The organism is Lysobacter sp. TAB13, from assembly GCF_052113885.1.
GTDB classification, from domain to species: domain Bacteria; phylum Pseudomonadota; class Gammaproteobacteria; order Xanthomonadales; family Xanthomonadaceae; genus Lysobacter; species Lysobacter gummosus.
This window is the reverse complement of sequence record NZ_JBFRDR010000004.1, coordinates 47308-63005: the sequence shown is the minus strand read 5'-3', so window position 1 is coordinate 63005 and position 15698 is coordinate 47308. Positions and strand designations below refer to the sequence as shown.

Genomic DNA, 15698 nt, shown 5'->3' with positions numbered 1-15698 from the left:
GGGACCGGCGTGTTGCCTCAACGCGCCTGCAAGCGGCGCAGGTCCGCGTCGACCATCATCGTGATCAGCTCCTGCAACGAGGTCTTGGGCGCCCAGCCCAGCTTGGCCTTGGCCTTGGCCGGATTGCCGAGCAGCACGTCCACTTCGGCCGGACGGAAGAACTTCTCGTCGATGATCAGATGGTCGTCCATGTTCAGGCCGACGTGGCCGAACGCGATCGCGCACATGTCGCGCACGGTCGTGGTCTGGCCGGTGGCGACCACGTAGTCGTCGCCGCTGTCCTGCTGGGTCATCAGCCACATCGCTTCGACGTAGTCGCCGGCGAAGCCCCAGTCGCGCTTGGAGTCGATGTTGCCCAGGCGCAGCTCTTTCTGCTGACCCAGCTTGATGCGCGCCACCGCGTCGGTGACCTTGCGGGTCACGAACTCGATGCCGCGCAGCGGCGATTCGTGATTGAACAAGATGCCGCTGGAGGCGTGCAGGTTGAAGCTTTCGCGATAGTTCACCGTGGCCCAATGCGCCATCAGCTTGGCCACGCCGTAGGGGCTGCGCGGATAGAACGGGGTCTTCTCGTCCTGCATTTCGGCCTGGATCAGGCCGAACATTTCGCTGGTCGAGGCCTGATAGAAACGCGCCTGCGGATTGACGATGCGCACCGACTCGAGCACGTTCAGCGCGCCCACGCCATCGACCTGCGCGGTCAGCAGCGGCTGCTGCCAGGACGAGCCGACGAAGCTCTGCGCGCCGAGGTTGTAGACCTCATCGGCCTTGGAGGTCTGCATCGCGCGTATCATCGACGACAGGTCGGTCAGGTCGCCGTCGAGCAACGTCACCTGATCGGCGATCCCCAGTTCGCGCAGGCGCCACAGCGTGTCGGTGCTGCGACGGGCCAAGACGCCGTACACGCCATAGCCTTTGGACAGCAGCAATTGCGAAAGGTAGGCGCCATCCTGACCGGTGATGCCGGTGATCAATGCGTTTTTGTTGCTCATGAGTTATTCCGTTGGTCGATGAGAATGTCTTGCAAGGTCTGGTCCATCGGGATGCGTGGCGCCCATCCGGTCGCGTCATGCAACGCCCGCGATGAGCCCACCATCCTTCGTTGTTCGGCGCGGCGCAGCTTGGCCGGGTCCTGACGGACCTCGACCTCGACGCCTTCGATCCGGCACATGGCCTCGAGCAGATCGCGCACTTTGCGCTCCACGCCCGATGCGATCAGATACAAACTGCCGCTGACGCCGTCGCGCAACGCCGCCGCGTAGGCGGCGACGATGTCGCGCACGTCGGTGAAGTCGCGCGTGGTGTCGATATCCCCGGCTTCGATCACCGGCGCCTGCCGCCCCTGCGCGATGGCCACCACTTGGCTGGCCAGCGCCGGCAGCACGAATTGCCGCCCCTGCCCCGGCCCGACGTGATTGAACGGACGCAGCACGATCGCGTCCAGCCCTTCGCTGCGCTGCCACTGCAGGCACAGCTGCTCGGCCGCGAACTTGCTGACGGCATAGGGATTGCGCGGCGCCGGCATCAACTGCTCGGTCACCGGCATGTCCGATTCGGCCACCTGGCCGTAGACATCGCCCGAGCTCACGAACAAGAAGCGTCCGCCGAATTCGACGCGCTTGAGCGCCTGCAACAAATTCAGCGTGCCCAGCGTGTTGATCTCGAAGGTCTCGCGCGGGTGCTCGAACGAGCGCGGCACGAAACTCTGCGCGGCCAGATGCAGAACCGCGTCGGGGCGCACCTGTTCGACGAATTGCCGTACCGCGTCGATGTCGCGGATATCCCAGCCGTGCGGCGGCGCATGCAGCTCGCAAGCGCCGAAATCGCCGGCCCGCACCGCCGCTTCCACGTAACGGCCGACGAATCCGCTGCCGCCGGTGACCAGCAGGCGCCGCGGCGGCGCCTGCGTATCGACGGCGCTCATGGGCGCCTCGCCACGATGGCGTAATCGGGTGCGATATGCATATGCCACAACATGTCGTTGATCGACTTGGAGCCGGGAATTTCCGGCGGCAGCATCGCCGGCGCGTTGAGCGCGCGATGGGCGCTCAACCGCTCGATGCGCGCGTCGGCGAAACCGCGGTTCTCCACCACCCAGCGCAACATCGCCGGCGGCAACGGGTTGAGGTGGGTGGGGTCCATATAAAAATAATGCGAACCGACCATCAGGTTTTCCGGGTTCGGCGTCTCCAGGAACAGCAGGCCGCCGGGCCGCAGGGCGCGCAGCGCTTCGTCGATCAAGGCCACCACCCGCTCGAACGGCAGGTGTTCGACCAAATGCATCGAAGTGATCGCGCCGGCCGAGCCTTCCGGCATGCCGCGCAAGACCTCGATCGCATCGCCTTCGATGACCTTCAAACCGGTGTCGGCGCAACTGACGACGAAATCGTGGTTGAGATCGATGCCGACGGCCTCCAGGTTGTGCTCGCCGAGCAGTTCCAGCCATTCGCCGCGGCCGCAGCCGATGTCGATGACCGGAGCCTCGGGCACGCCGGCGCCGACCTCGTGGATCCATTCCAGGTACGGCTCGATGCGCGCACGCACCAGCTCGCGCGAACCGCGGAACTCGTCCTCGAAATCCGCATACAACTTGTCCATCGTCGGCCGCACGCGCTCGCGTTCGAGCTCCGCGCTGTGCATGCGCTCGAACATCGGCATCATCCGGGCGACATTGCGCAACAGGCCGGCGTTCTGCCCGCGCAGTTCGGCCAGCTCGTCCATCACCAGATTCAAATGCCGGCCCAGTTCGTGGGTCTCGCGTGCCTGAGTCGCTTCGATGGTGTAGTGACGATCGAAAAGAGCGCCCAGGCGCGCCGCGCCATGCAGCCAGGACAGCACATGGCCGATCACCGGCTTGCGCTTCCACTGCTGCAGCTTGTACGGCAGCAACAGCCCGTCTATGTGGACTTGCTTGGCCATGCCCTCGGGCGACCAGCGCAGCTCGGCCAGCACTTCCACCTTGGTGGTGTGCCCGGAACGCAACTCGTGCAGGAAGTAGTTGAACCCCTCCGGATCGGGCTCGCGGCGCAGCACCACGCGGTAGGCCATTTCCACGAAGCTGGCATCGGAGGGTCCGAGCAGCTCATGCAAGGTGTATTCGCGCTTGACCGGAACCGAATAGGTGCTCGAGCGCCAGCGCTGCAAACTGTGCGTATCGCCGTCTTGCCCCGCGAAAAGACGATCGACCAGTCCGCGCATCCGCGCGACGGCGCCGTCGGCGTCCACCGCGCCGTCGGACTCGATCGGAATCGAGTCGCGCAGACGCGTGGCGACGGCCTGCATCACCCCATCCACGTCCATCGGGTCCAACGCGCGGCTCATCGCACGGCCTCCGGCCGCGGCGCCGGCAATGCCGACACTATGTCGATGGCCGGCGGGATCCAGGCAGTGCCTACGAACATCGACTTGTCCAGATTGGCGACGGTGAACACCAGCGCGAGATCGCGCCACTGATAATTCTTCTGCAAGTGGGTCTCGGCGCTGGTCAGCGCGACCGAGAACGAATAGGTGCCCACTCCCAGGTTGGCCGGGAAACGCACCCGATATTCGACTTCCGAACCGGCATCCAGGTGTTCGCGCACTTGCCCGGTGTGATGGGTGTTGGTGCCGAAAATGGCCTGGCCCAGGCGGTCGCGGATCATGTAGCCGAACACCAGCCGATCCACCGCGTGGTGAACGCGAACGCGCGCGCGCAGCGTCACGTCCTGGCCGACGCCGATGAATTCCACCGGCGCGCCGTGCTGATCCAGCAACTGCAGTTCGGCGATCTCCGCCTCGCCGGTGCCCGATTCGGTGGCGACCTTGCCGTCCTTCGACACCTCGGTGCGCACCGAGCTGTTTTCGCGCTTGGCGATCAGCGCGTTGTAGTAATCGAAGACCTCGTAAGGATCGCTGTCGAGCACGGCCTTGCCGCCGTCGAGCAGGATCGCGCGGTCGCACAGCGCCTGGATCGCGACCGGATCGTGCGACACGATCAGCAGGGTGGTGCCGGCGTCGCGGAATTCGTGGATGCGCTTGAAGCACTTGTGGACGAAGTAGGTGTCGCCCACCGACAGCGCCTCATCGACGATCAGCACGTCCGGACGCACCGCCGTCGCGATCGAGAACGCGACGCGCATCTGCATGCCGCTGGAATAGGTCCGCACCGGCTGATCGAAGTATTCGCCTACCTCGGCGAACGCCTCGATCTGCGGCATCAGGGCTTCGATCTGGTCTTGCGGCAGGCCCATCAGGCCGCCGGCGTGGACCACGTTCTGGCGTCCGGTGAGCTCGCCGCTGAAGCCCAACCCCAGCTCCAGCAGCGCCGACACCCGTCCGCGCACCGTCACCTGCCCTTCGCTGGGCTTGGTGGTGCCGGTGATCATCTTCAGCAGCGTGCTCTTGCCGGCGCCGTTCTGGCCGATCACGCCGATCGATTCGCCCTGGTGCACGCTGAAGGACACGTTGCGGATCACCCAGTGCTCGGCGCGCGGCTTAACCGGCACGCCGAACCAACGCGCGAAGCGCTGCAATTCGCTGGCGTACTCGACGTAGGCCTTGCCGACATTTTCGATCACCATCACCGGCAGGCTCATAGCACGTCCACCATTTCCGCAGAGGCGCGGCGGAACAGCACCATCGCGATCAGCAACAGCACAGCGGCGATGATCGCCACCAGGACCAGGCTCTGCTGCGGCGCGCGCTGATAAACGATGACATCGTGATAAGCCATCGCCAGCGGCGCGACCGGGTTGAACGCCAGGGATGCCTTGAAGGCGTTGGGCACCACCTTGATCGGATAAATGATCGGCGTGACCCAGAACCAGAACTGCAGCACCACCGCCATCACGTGGCCGACGTCGCGCATGAACACGTTGAGCACGCCGACGATCAGCCCCACGCCGGTGGCCAGCGCGACGGTCAGGGCGATCAGCAACGGCAGCCACAGGTAGTGCACGTTCGGATAGACGCCGAGAATCGGCAGGATCACCATCACCACGCACAGCAGGGCGATGTTGTTGACCATCGAGGAACCGATCGCGATCACCGGCAGGGCGATGCGCGGGAACTGCATCTTCTTGAGCAGCGAGGTGTTGTCGATGAATACGTTCTGGCAACGCTGCACGATCTCGGCGAACAGCGACCAGCACAAGATCCCCGAAATCAGGTAGATCGCGTAGGCGTACTTGTTATCGACCCCTTCCAGCCGCGCCGCCAGCACGTTGGACAAAATCGTGGCGAAGATGATCACCTGCGCGAGCGGCTGCAGAATGATCCACAACGCGCCGAAGGTGCTGCGCGAAAAGCGCGACTTGAATTCGTTCACCACCGATGAGGCGATGAAGCCGCGGTAGCGCCATGCGGCGCCGAACAAACGGAACATAGTTAGTGACTTCCCATAATTGGAGGGCCCGACAACGCGTCCGCGCCTGCGCGCTTCGTCGCCGACGCTGCGGAAAGATCGCGTAGCCGCGCGGCGATAGCATCAGCGGCGGCGCGTGGCGACAGCGTGTGCAGCACGCCTTCACGCGCGCGCCGGCCGAGTTCGGCGGCGTATTGGCGATCGTCGGCCAGACGGCGCATGTGCATCGCGGCATGCTCGACGTCGGCCTGCGCCCACTTCGCGCCGGGCGGATGCGGATATTCGCCTTCGCCGACCGGCACCAGCGTGTAATCGACCAGGCAGCTGTTGTCGGCGTCCATGAATTCCAGATTGCCGGACCAGCCGGTGCCGATCACCGGCTTGCCCAGCGCCATGCTCTCGGCCAGACCCAGGCCGAATCCCTCGGCGCGGTGCAGCGACACGTAGACGTCGGCGCAACGCTGCAGCGCATGCACGTGGGCGCGGTCGATCACCTCGTCGCGCACGACGATGCGCGGATCGCGCGCGCCCAGCGCCAGCAGGCTGAGGAAATTGTCCGGATGGCGGTAACCGTTGCTGGACTTGAGCAGCAGTTGCACGTCGTCGCGCTCGGGCGGGAACGCGCGCTGGAACGCCTCGACCGCCGCGAACGGATTCTTGCGGTGGATCCAGGAGTTGAAGTCGAACGTAACCAGAAACACGAAGCGCTCCGGCGCCAGGCCGAAATCCTCGCGGCCGAGCCCGCTGTCGGGCACCGGGCACAGCGGCAGCGGCACCCGCAGGATCGGCTTGTCGGTCACGCGCCGGAACGCCTGCTCGACGAACGCCGTCGCGACCAGGATCTCGTCGACCAGATCCAATGCCGGTAACCAGTCCTGGGGAATTTCTTCCAGCTCCCAGAACCAGCAGGCGATCAGGTAGCGGCCCTTGAGCTTGGCCTGGCCGATATGCCGCAGCGCCTCGTCCAGATAATCGGGATTGACGAAGATGATGCTGATCGCGTGCGTGGCGTCCTGGCCGATATGCGCATCCAGGCTGCGGTCGTCCAGGCCGTGCGGCAGATCGATGGCGATGTCGTGCAGGGCCACCGGATAGCCCGATTCGATCAGCGCGCGGCCGTACATGCGCGCGCTCTCGGCCAAGCCGAACTGACCGCGCAGGTAGGCGAAGATGTTCACGCCCGGCGTGTCGTCGCGCGCGACGGCGGGCGCCGCGATTTCGGCCTGCGCCTGCAGCGGCCGCGACCACGCCGGCGTGCGCTCGAAACGCGCGCGCCGGCTCGCCCGCGCGGCCAGCATGAACGACACCTTGTCGCGCAGGCGCTGCGGGAAAAGTCGGTACAGCGCGCGCAGCCAGCTCTGCCGGCGCACCCACGCCGACAGCCCCAGCAGGAACATGCCCGTATCGGACCTGGAGATCGTGAGATCGCTCAACGGCTCACCCGATGGTTCCTGTTTCGCGGAGGCGACCATCCGGATCAGTTCGCAAGCGCGTGCTCAAGCTCAGCCCGCAAATCCGCCAGATCTTCCACACCGACGCTCAAGCGCACCAGATTGTCGGTGATGCCCAGCGCGGCGCGGCGGTCGGGCGGAATCGAGGCGTGGGTCATCACCGCCGGGTGATTGACCAGGCTCTCCACGCCGCCGAGCGATTCGGCGATGGTGAACAGTTCGCAGCGCTCCATCATCCGGCGCGCGCCGTCCATGCCGCCCTTGACGTAGATGCTGACCATGCCGCCGAATCCGTGCATCTGGCGCTTGGCCAGTTCGTGCTGCGGGTGCGACTTCAGGCCCGGGTAGATCACTTTCTCGACCGAAGGATGGGTCTGCAGCCATTCGGCCAGGGCCTGGGCGTTGTCGCAGTGCGCTTTCATGCGCAGGTGCAGGGTCTTCAGGCCGCGCAGGGCGAGGAAGCTGTCGAACGGGCCCTGGATGCCGCCCACCGCGTTCTGCAGGAAGGTCATGCGCTCGGCCAGGTCGGCGTCGTCGCCGACCACGGCGATGCCGCCGACGATGTCGGAGTGGCCGTTGAGGTACTTGGTCGCCGAGTGCATGACGATGTGCGCGCCCAGTTCCAGCGGCCGCTGCAGGATCGGCGAGGAGAAGGTGTTATCGACCACCACCACCAGGCCGTGCTTGCGCGCGATGGCGGCGATCTGGGCGACATCGACCAGCTTGAGCAGCGGGTTGGTCGGGGTCTCGATCCACATCAGCTTGGTTTCCGGGCGGATCGCCGCTTCGAAGGCGGCCGCGTCGCTCAGATCGACCCAGCTGAAATCCAGCCCGGCGCTGCGCCGGCGCACACGCTCGAACAGGCGGTAGGTGCCGCCGTAGACATCGTCCATCGCGATCACATGGCTGCCGGCGTCGAACATCTCCAGGATGGTCGAGGTCGCCGCCAGACCGGAGGCGAAGGCGTAACCGTGGGTGCCGCCTTCCAGGCCGGCGATGCAGCGCTCGTAGGCGAAGCGGGTCGGGTTGTGGCTGCGCGAGTATTCGAAGCCCTGATGCTGCCCGGGGCTGCTCTGGGCGTAGGTCGAGGTCGCGTAGATCGGCGGCATGACCGCGCCGGTGCTCGGATCGGGCGACTGTCCGGCATGAATGGCGAGGGTTCCCAGGCCGAGCTTGCGGGCTCCGCCTTGCGGCTGTTGTTGGCTCATTGAATCGTTCCGTCCGCTGAGTGATCGACCGAGCTATTCGGCCGATTGGCGCAACCGCGAATTCTAACATTGCGGTTGTGAGCCCCCTGGTTCACATGGCGGCACTTCAGCGGGGGTGCAGGCGTGCTGTGGGCGCCACACGGCGGGGCTGAGACGGGGCACACAGTCCGTGCGGCGGCCATTAGCTGAATACGCGGTTCAGGCGGTGGGGCAAGACTGGGCGAGAACGGATGGCGGGCGCCTGTGCGGCGGCGGCCCGGCGGACGGAGCCGTTCGACTTCCCCTCCATCTCCCTCCGCCGCTTGCGGGAGAGGGTCGGGGTGAGGGGATGAGCGCCAAAGGCGCGAACGCTGTCGGGCGCAGCACGAGCCGATAGCCCCCAAGCCCCACCCCGTCATCGGGACAGGACTCAATACCCCGTCACCGGCCGGCCCGGTCGCCCTTACTGCACTCGGCGGCGCAGGAAGTTGAGCAGATCGATACGGGTGATCAGGCCCAGGAACTTGTCCCCGTCCATGACGATGGCGACATGGCCGCGGTCGAACACCGGCAGCAGCGATTCGATCGGATCGGCGACCGGAATCTTGTCGAGCTTGCTGACCATCGCGGTCGACACCGGATCGCGGAAACGCGATTCGTCGCCGTACACGTGCAGCAGCACGTCGCTTTCATCGACGATGCCGACGATGTGTTCGCCGTCCATCACCGGCAACTGCGAGACGTCGTAAAGCTTCATGCGCTGGTAGGCGGTGACCAACAGGTCGCCGGGGCCCACCACCACCGTATCGCGCTGCGAATAGGGCCGCAGGATCAGATCGCGCAAATCCCCATGCTGCTGGCGCTGGATGAAACCGTTGTCGAGCATCCAGTAGTCGTTGTACATCTTCGACAGGTACTTGTTGCCGGTGTCGCAGACGAACACCAGCACCTTCTTCGGCACGGTCTGCTCGCGGCAGTACTTCAGCGCCGCCGCCAGCAGGGTGCCGGTGGAGGAGCCGCCGAGGATGCCTTCTTTTTCCAGCAGCTCGCGCGCGGTCAGGAAGCTTTCCTGGTCGTTGATCGCGTAGGCCTTCTTGACTCGGGTGAAGTCGGAGATCGGCGGCAGGAAATCCTCGCCGATGCCTTCGACCATCCAACTGGCGGACTTGTCCGACAAGGTGCCGCGGTTGATGTATTCCTCCAGGATCGAACCGACCGGGTCGGCCAGGATCAACTCGGTGGCCGGCGAGAGCTTGGCGAAGGCGCGCGACAGGCCGGTCATGGTGCCGGAGCTGCCGCAGCCGAAAACGATCGCGTCGAGTTCGCCGCCCATCTGTTCGAGGATTTCCGGGCCGGTGCCGAACTCGTGCGCGGCCGGGTTGTCCGGGTTGCCGAACTGGTTGATGAAGTAGGCGCCCGGGGTTTCCTTCGCGATGCGCTCGGCCAGGTCCTGGTAGTAGTCCGGATGGCCCTTGGCCACGTCCGAACGGGTCAGCACCACCTGCGCGCCCATGGCCTTGAGGTTGAAGATCTTTTCGCGGCTCATCTTGTCGGGCACGACCAGCAGCAGCTTGTAGCCCTTCTGCTGGGCGACCAGGGCCAGGCCGATGCCGGTGTTGCCGGCGGTGCCTTCCACCAGGGTGTCGCCGGGCTTGATCCGGCCGGCCTTTTCCGCCGCTTCGATCATCGACAGGCCGATGCGGTCCTTGATCGAACCGCCGGGGTTCTGCGATTCGAGCTTGAGGTAGAGCTCGCATACGCCCGCGTCCAGGCGCTGCGCCTTGACGATCGGGGTGTTGCCGATGAGTTCGAGTACCGAGGAATGGATGGCCATGAGGTTCCTGCTAGCCGCTACCGTGCGGCGAATCGGACCATTCTAGCCGCGCCTTTGCGGGCGTTGCCGCCTCGGCTGCGTTTGCGGGAGGGGCTTGAGCCCCGAGTTTTTATCTCGGTTCGCCGCGGCGGCGCCAAGGCAACCACAGTTACCTCGGATCTGATCGAAAAGCATCGGGGCTGAAGCCCCTCCTACAAAGCGCGCACGGCGAAACGCCGCCAGGCGGCGGGATCGGGCGCAATCGGGATTGGTAGCCGCGGGCGGCGGCGATCGACGAGGATGACCGCCGCCGCCCGCGCTAAGCCTGGAGCCGCGACCGCGGACGGGTCGGGTCCATGTGGACTGAGTCGGGACTTCCGGGCCCGACCGGTGCGCAACCGGCATCGCGCCGGCAGCGCTGCATGCGTGGCCGCCTCATCCGAAGATGGGCCGCACGCACGCGAACGGCATCAATGTTGCTGATCGTAGAGTTGGATCAGCCGGTCCTTCGCCGCGAGCTTCTCGCGCTTCATCTGGCCCAAGGTGGTGTCGTCGATCGGCAGTACGCCGAGCTCGGCGTCCATGACCTTCTTGTCGAGGTCCTTGTGGCGCTGGTAGAGCTGCTTGAACTCAGGGTTGCTCTTGATGAGCGCGTCGATTTCAGGCTGCGGTCGTTCTTCGAACATGAAAGCCTCCTTCAGCACGAATGCAAACGCCCCGGTCGCGAGACCAGGGCGTTGCGGGGGAGCGTGAGATGGTGGGTCAGGCGCGGTGCGGCGCCGGCTTCACGCAATCCGACCGCACCTGAGTGTGCGGCGGCGGAGTCCTGCGGAAGGGGCGTTTGCGTCATCGGCCTGGCTCTTCGCCGAGCGCTTGCGGAGCGCTCGGATAATTGACCCTACTCCTGTGTTCTGGATCCGGCAAGGGCGATCGGCAAGCGTTTTCAGGTGCCCGCCAGGAATGGCCGACGAGCGGAAAACCGATCGCAAGCCATTGTTTTACTTGATATGGCGGTCACACTTGCGGTGACTGTCGCCAAGCGCCTGCGCCACCTGCGATGAGGCCGTATCGCACGCGGCCGTTCGTCGGCTGAGGGCGGCGAAACTGCTGCGCCGGGCGCTTTGGGGCATGGCAGATCCGACCCGTCCACGAAGGCTGCGAAGTCTTTGGTGGGAGGGGCTTCAGCCCCGATGCTTTTCGATCCGGTCGCCCCATGCTTCATTGGCTCTGACCGAAAAGCATCGGGGCTGAAGCCCCTCCCACAAAAGCTGCCGCGGCCTTCGCCCCACACAAAAACGCCACGAGCCGGACAAGCCGGCTCGTGGTCGCATATCAGGCAGCGCCCGAGGGCGCGGCGGTTACTTTTTCTTCGGCTTGGGCTTGGCCGGTTTCGGCGTATCGACGGTCTGACCGGTCTGGCCGAGCAGCTCGGCCTCCTTGCGCGCCAGCTCGGCGTCGCGCTCGCGCGCGGCCCGCAGCTTGGCGGCCTGCTGGCCGGCGACGTTGTCGAGCAGGCCTTCGGCCTGTTGCCGGGCCTGGGTCTCCTGCTCGGCGGCCAGGCGCAGGCGCTCGGCTTCTTCCGCCTGGATCTGGGCCTGCACGCGCAAGCGCTCGCTTTCGGCGCGGGCGCGGTCGGCGTCGCGGCGGCTGGCTTCGACCAGCAGATCGCTGCGCTCGCGGTCCAGACGGTCGATCTCGCGCTGCGCTAATTGGGTGCGCGTCACAATTTCGGCAATTTCCACCCGGCGATCGGCGATGCGCAAGGTCCAGGCGCGGTCGCGGCTGCGCGCGGTGCGCACCGCGTCGATGGCCTGACGCGCCTTCAAGCGCTCATACGCGCCGTATTGCGCGGCATCGGGACTGGCCTCGCTGACGTTGACGCGCTGGACCAGCCGGGCCACGTCCGGGTCGTCCGCCGACGCGGCCAGCGCGCTCAGGCAGGCCAGCGACAAGGCGCCGGCGGCGGCGAAGCGCAGGGCGAACAGGCGCGCGCTCATTGACCACCTCCGCTCTGCAGGCGGCGGCGCAACTCGGCGATCTCGGCCCGGCGCTGGTTGAGTTCGGCGTTGGTCAGGGTCTCGCGGCTGTGGGCGAAGGCCAGGTCGGCCTCGGCCGCGGCGGTCAGCGCCAGGCGCCGGGCGTCCTCGTCCTTGCCCTGCGACATCGCCGCCTGGGCGCCGCTGAGGGCGCTGCGCGCGGCGGCGAGGTCCTGCGGCGCGTATTGGTCGGCGTCGGCGTCGTCGGCGCGCATCACCGCCTGCTGCGCGGCGGACAGATCGCCGGTGGGCGGAGGCGTGGACGCGCAGCCGGCCAGACCGGAAGCGAGAACTGCGGCCAGCAGCGGCAAACGAATTTGTGCGAAGCTTGTGGGCATTAGGGGAGCGCTGTGCGGAAGGGATGACGCACGGACATTGTCGTCAAGCCGGCAGCGTGCTTGCAACGGCGCGCGCCGTCAACAAGGGGTATGAATGCATGGACATCGGCTATTTCCTGAAGCTGATGACGGAAAAGAACGCGTCGGACATGTTCTTGACGACCGGCGCGCCGGTGTACATCAAGGTCGAAGGCCGTTTGTACCCGCTCGGCAATACGGGCCTGCCTCCGGGCATGGTCAAGAAGATCGCGTATTCGCTGATGGACGAGGGCCAGGTGCCGCTGTTCGAGCGTGACCTCGAACTGAACATGGCCCTTGCCCTGCCCGACGCCGGCCGCTTCCGCATCAACGTGTTCAAGCAGCGCGGCGAAGTCGGCATGGTCATCCGCGCCATCCGCAGCATCATTCCGAGCATCGAAGAGCTGCAGCTGCCGCAGGTACTCAAGAGCATCATCATGGCCCCGCGCGGGCTGGTGCTGATCGTGGGGTCCACCGGTTCGGGCAAATCGACCACGCTGGCCTCGATGATCGACCATCGCAACTCCAGCACGGCCGGTCACATCCTCACCATCGAGGACCCGATCGAGTACCTGCACAAGCACAAGAAGTCGATCGTCAACCAGCGCGAGGTCGGCCTGGACACGCACGCCTTCCACAACGCGCTCAAGAACGCGATGCGCGAAGCGCCCGACGTGATCCTGATCGGCGAAATCCTCGACGCGACCACGATGGAAGCGGCGATCGCCTTCGCCGAAACCGGCCATCTGTGCCTGGCGACGCTGCACTCCAACAACGCCGACCAGACGCTGGAGCGCATCCTCAACTTCTTCCCGGAAGCCGCGCACAAGAACGTGCTGATGAACCTGGCGCTGAACCTCAAGGCGGTGGTTTCGCAGCGCCTGGTGATCGGCGTGGACGGCCGTCGCCTGCCGGCGGCCGAGATCCTGATCAACACCCCGCACGTGCGCGATCTGATGCGTCGCGGCCAGGTGCACGAGATCAAGCAGGCGATGGAAGAGTCGCTGGAAGAAGGCATGGAGTCGTTCGACCAGTGCCTGTTCCGACTGTACAAGGAAGGCAAGATCGAGATGGAGGAGGCGCTCAAGGCGGCCGACTCGCGCGACGGCCTGGCGCTGAAGTTCCGCCTGTCCGAGGGCGGCACCGGCGAGCACGATCCGTATGCGGACATGTACGACGCGTCCGCGGCGCACTGAAGCTAGGAACGCGTTTAGAAAAGTGAGGAACGAGTAGTGCGTTCCGTGGCAAACGGGCCCCTTGTGGGCCCGTTTGCTTAGGAGTGAGTGGAGAGGAGTGAGGAGTGAATAAAAGCAGGTTATCGCTCGACCGCCGCGCTTTTACTCACTCCTCACTCCTCTGCACTCACTCCTCAAACCTACCCCGGCGGGCGGTCCGGCTGGTTCTCGGGCAGCGCCTTGTCGAACTCCGGCAAGGCCAGGCAGGCCTGTTCGATGCGCAGAATGGTCGGGAACGCTTCCAGCGGCACGCCGAAGCGGCGCGCGTTGTACAGCTGCGGAATCAGGCAGCAGTCGGCCAGGCCCGGGGCGTCGCCTTCGCAATAGGTGCCGGTGGCGGCGTCCTCGGCCAGCATCGTCTCCACCGCGGTGAAGCCTTCGATGATCCAGTGCTTGACCCAGCCGTCGCGCTCGGGCTGCGGAACGTTCCAGGTGCCGTCCAGGTACTGCAGCACGCGCAGATTGTTGAGCGGGTGGATTTCACAGGCGATGGTCTGGGCGATCGCCCGCACGCGATGACGGTCGCGCGCGGTCACCGGCAGCAGGTTCGGCCGCGGCCAGGTTTCGTCCAGGTATTCCAGGATCGCGATGGATTGCGTCAGCGTGCGCGCGCCGTGCTGCAGCACCGGCACCAGTCCCTGCGGGTTGAGCGCGCGATAGGCCGGATCGTGCTGTTCGCCGCCGTTGCGGACCAGATGGACCGGGACGATCTCGTAATCCAGGCCCTTGAGGTTGAGCCCGATGCGCACGCGATAGGACGCGCTGGAACGCCAGTACGAATACAGCCGCAGTTGATCGCTCACCGGATGGCCTTGAAAGAGAACCGAGTGGAGAGTAACGAGGAACGCGTGCGTGCGGGGTCGATCGCAATGCCGGGGTTGCGACTGGCGCCTCGTTTCCACGCACACGTCCATGCGTCGACGCGCACCTTACCGGGATGCGCGCCGCAACACGCCGGAACGAGCGACCACTCGTCCCGCGCGCGGCGCCGTCAGGCGGAAGGCCGCTCCATGCGCTGCTCGATCGCGCCGAACAGGCTGCTGCCGTCGGCATCGAGCATCTCGATGCGCACCACATCGCCGAACTTCATGAACGGGGTCAGCGGCTTGCCGTGCTCCAGCGTTTCCACGGTGCGGCGCTCGGCGAAGCACGATGCGCCCAGGCTGGTGTCCTCGTTGGCGACCGTGCCCGAGCCGACGATGGTGCCGGCCGACAAGGGCCGGGTCTTGGCCGCATGCGCCACCAGTTGGGCGAAGTTGAACTGCATGTCGATGCCCGCTTCCGGCGCGCCGAACCATTCGCCGTTGATGTGGGTCGTCAACGGGCGATGGACCTTGCTGTCGATCCAGGCCGGGCCGAGTTCGTCCGGAGTCACGAACACCGGGCTCAGCGCCGAACGCGGCTTGGACTGCAGGAAGCCGAAGCCCTTCGCCAGTTCGTTCGGAATCAAATTGCGCAGCGAGACGTCGTTGACCAGGCCGATCAGCTGGATGTGGCCGGCGGCATCCTCGGAGGTAACCGCCATCGGCACGTCGTCGGTGACGATCACCACTTCGGCTTCCAGGTCGATGCCGTAGTCCTCGCTGACCACGCGCACCGGGTCGCGCGGGCCGTAAAAGCCGGCGCTGACGGCCTGGTACATCAACGGGTCGCTGTAGAAGCTCTCCGGCACTTCGGCGCCGCGGGCGCGGCGCACGCGCTCGACGTGCGGCAGGTAGGCGCTGCCATCGACGAATTCGTACGCGCGCGGCAAGGGCGCGGCGAGCGCGGCGAAATCGACATCGAACGCGCCGTCGGCGCTGCCCTCGTTGAGCGCGTCGGACAAGGCGTTCAAGCGCGGCGCGGTGTTGGACCAGTCCTCCAGTGCGCGCTGCAGGGTCGGCGCGATGCCGGTGGCGCGCACGGCGCGGCTCAGGTCGCGCGAGACGACGATCAGCGTGCCGTCGCGGCCGCCTTCCTTCAGGGAACCAAGCTTCATCCAGACCTCGATGTCGTTTCAGGGCGCCGCGGCGCAATGGTTTCAATTGTAACCACTAGCGGCGCCATTGGCAGCCGCATGGGTCGCAGGGCTCGCGCGGCGGGTCCGGACCGGCCGCGAAACCCGCCGTTCCGCCGCCCAAGGCCCGCCGGGACTGCGTTTGCGCGCCCCGCCCAAGCCCGTCGCCGCCCGTTTGCCCGGCCATTTTGCCGCCTTCCGGGCCGGCCCGAAAAAAAATTTGAAATCCGTTGATGGGTCCGGCCGCCCTTGTGCGGTTTGTTGAGTTAAGCGCGGCGTGGTC

14 protein-coding genes are annotated in these 15698 nt (G+C 66.0%); 1 reads left to right on the top strand and 13 read right to left on the bottom strand.

Annotation, left to right across the window (positions count from 1 at the left end):
* Window positions 1–17: 17 nt before the first annotated feature.
* The 11 genes from AB4Y92_RS06410 to AB4Y92_RS06360 form a co-directional block, all read right to left on the bottom strand.
* Window positions 18–992, bottom strand: a complete 975-nt coding sequence (locus AB4Y92_RS06410) for a GDP-mannose 4,6-dehydratase (RefSeq protein WP_441818875.1) — start codon at window positions 990–992, stop codon at window positions 18–20.
* Window positions 989–1924: a GDP-mannose 4,6-dehydratase gene (locus tag AB4Y92_RS06405; RefSeq protein ID WP_441818874.1), complete on the bottom strand. Its 936-nt coding sequence runs from the start codon at window positions 1922–1924 to the stop codon at window positions 989–991. The genes AB4Y92_RS06410 and AB4Y92_RS06405 overlap by 4 nt, the downstream gene beginning before the upstream one ends.
* Window positions 1921–3321 (bottom strand): methyltransferase domain-containing protein, encoded by a 1401-nt coding sequence (locus tag AB4Y92_RS06400; RefSeq protein ID WP_441818873.1) that lies wholly within the window; start codon window positions 3319–3321, stop codon window positions 1921–1923. Before AB4Y92_RS06400 ends, AB4Y92_RS06405 begins: the two co-directional genes overlap by 4 nt.
* Entirely contained in the window at window positions 3318–4574 is a 1257-nt protein-coding gene (locus AB4Y92_RS06395; RefSeq protein ID WP_441818872.1) for an ABC transporter ATP-binding protein, read from the bottom strand. Before AB4Y92_RS06395 ends, AB4Y92_RS06400 begins: the two co-directional genes overlap by 4 nt.
* Window positions 4571–5362 carry an ABC transporter permease gene (locus AB4Y92_RS06390; protein ID WP_441818871.1) on the bottom strand — a complete coding sequence of 264 codons (792 nt, stop codon included), beginning with the start codon at window positions 5360–5362 and terminating at the stop codon, window positions 4571–4573. Before AB4Y92_RS06390 ends, AB4Y92_RS06395 begins: the two co-directional genes overlap by 4 nt.
* 2 nt (window positions 5363–5364) lie before the next feature.
* Complete coding sequence (locus AB4Y92_RS06385; protein ID WP_441819052.1) at window positions 5365–6738, bottom strand: glycosyltransferase family 4 protein; 1374 nt, start codon at window positions 6736–6738, stop codon at window positions 5365–5367.
* An 80-nt stretch (window positions 6739–6818) separates the two neighbouring features.
* Window positions 6819–8000 (bottom strand): cystathionine gamma-synthase, encoded by a 1182-nt coding sequence (locus AB4Y92_RS06380; RefSeq protein ID WP_441818870.1) that lies wholly within the window; start codon window positions 7998–8000, stop codon window positions 6819–6821.
* Between the two features lie 442 nt (window positions 8001–8442).
* Window positions 8443–9813: a pyridoxal-phosphate dependent enzyme gene (locus AB4Y92_RS06375; RefSeq protein ID WP_441818869.1), complete on the bottom strand. Its 1371-nt coding sequence runs from the start codon at window positions 9811–9813 to the stop codon at window positions 8443–8445.
* Window positions 9814–10262: 449 nt separating this feature from the next.
* Window positions 10263–10478 (bottom strand): YdcH family protein, encoded by a 216-nt coding sequence (locus AB4Y92_RS06370; protein ID WP_057945597.1) that lies wholly within the window; start codon window positions 10476–10478, stop codon window positions 10263–10265.
* A gap of 672 nt (window positions 10479–11150) precedes the next feature.
* A complete protein-coding gene (locus tag AB4Y92_RS06365; RefSeq protein WP_441818868.1) occupies window positions 11151–11789 on the bottom strand; it encodes a hypothetical protein in 639 nt (212 codons plus the stop codon).
* Window positions 11786–12166 (bottom strand): DUF4398 domain-containing protein, encoded by a 381-nt coding sequence (locus AB4Y92_RS06360; RefSeq protein WP_441818867.1) that lies wholly within the window; start codon window positions 12164–12166, stop codon window positions 11786–11788. Before AB4Y92_RS06360 ends, AB4Y92_RS06365 begins: the two co-directional genes overlap by 4 nt.
* A 98-nt stretch (window positions 12167–12264) precedes the next feature.
* On the opposite strand from AB4Y92_RS06360, the gene AB4Y92_RS06355 reads away from it, so the two are divergent.
* Entirely contained in the window at window positions 12265–13380 is a 1116-nt protein-coding gene (locus AB4Y92_RS06355; protein ID WP_441818866.1) for a PilT/PilU family type 4a pilus ATPase, read from the top strand.
* A gap of 179 nt (window positions 13381–13559) precedes the next feature.
* On the opposite strand, the gene maiA is transcribed toward AB4Y92_RS06355, so the two are convergent.
* Both maiA and AB4Y92_RS06345 read right to left on the bottom strand, forming a co-directional pair.
* A complete protein-coding gene (gene maiA / locus AB4Y92_RS06350; protein WP_441818865.1) occupies window positions 13560–14222 on the bottom strand; it encodes a maleylacetoacetate isomerase in 663 nt (220 codons plus the stop codon).
* Between the two features lie 188 nt (window positions 14223–14410).
* On the bottom strand, window positions 14411–15397 hold the full coding sequence (locus AB4Y92_RS06345) for a fumarylacetoacetate hydrolase family protein (RefSeq protein WP_441818864.1): 987 nt from the start codon (window positions 15395–15397) through the stop codon (window positions 14411–14413).
* Window positions 15398–15698: the final 301 nt, after the last annotated feature.

Bases quoted from the DNA above. Each gene is read 5' to 3' on its own strand.
- AB4Y92_RS06410 (WP_441818875.1), bottom strand. From the start codon at position 992: ATGAGCAACAAAAACGCATTGATCACCGGCATCACCGGTCAGGATGGC.
- AB4Y92_RS06405 (WP_441818874.1), bottom strand. From the start codon at position 1,924: ATGAGCGCCGTCGATACGCAGGCGCCGCCGCGGCGCCTGCTGGTCACC.
- AB4Y92_RS06400 (WP_441818873.1), bottom strand. From the start codon at position 3,321: ATGAGCCGCGCGTTGGACCCGATGGACGTGGATGGGGTGATGCAGGCC.
- AB4Y92_RS06395 (WP_441818872.1), bottom strand. From the start codon at position 4,574: ATGAGCCTGCCGGTGATGGTGATCGAAAATGTCGGCAAGGCCTACGTC.
- AB4Y92_RS06390 (WP_441818871.1), bottom strand. From the start codon at position 5,362: ATGTTCCGTTTGTTCGGCGCCGCATGGCGCTACCGCGGCTTCATCGCC.
- AB4Y92_RS06385 (WP_441819052.1), bottom strand. From the start codon at position 6,738: ATGTTCCTGCTGGGGCTGTCGGCGTGGGTGCGCCGGCAGAGCTGGCTG.
- AB4Y92_RS06380 (WP_441818870.1), bottom strand. From the start codon at position 8,000: ATGAGCCAACAACAGCCGCAAGGCGGAGCCCGCAAGCTCGGCCTGGGA.
- AB4Y92_RS06375 (WP_441818869.1), bottom strand. From the start codon at position 9,813: ATGGCCATCCATTCCTCGGTACTCGAACTCATCGGCAACACCCCGATC.
- AB4Y92_RS06370 (WP_057945597.1), bottom strand. From the start codon at position 10,478: ATGTTCGAAGAACGACCGCAGCCTGAAATCGACGCGCTCATCAAGAGC.
- AB4Y92_RS06365 (WP_441818868.1), bottom strand. From the start codon at position 11,789: ATGAGCGCGCGCCTGTTCGCCCTGCGCTTCGCCGCCGCCGGCGCCTTG.
- AB4Y92_RS06360 (WP_441818867.1), bottom strand. From the start codon at position 12,166: ATGCCCACAAGCTTCGCACAAATTCGTTTGCCGCTGCTGGCCGCAGTT.
- AB4Y92_RS06355 (WP_441818866.1), top strand. From the start codon at position 12,265: ATGGACATCGGCTATTTCCTGAAGCTGATGACGGAAAAGAACGCGTCG.
- AB4Y92_RS06345 (WP_441818864.1), bottom strand. From the start codon at position 15,397: ATGAAGCTTGGTTCCCTGAAGGAAGGCGGCCGCGACGGCACGCTGATC.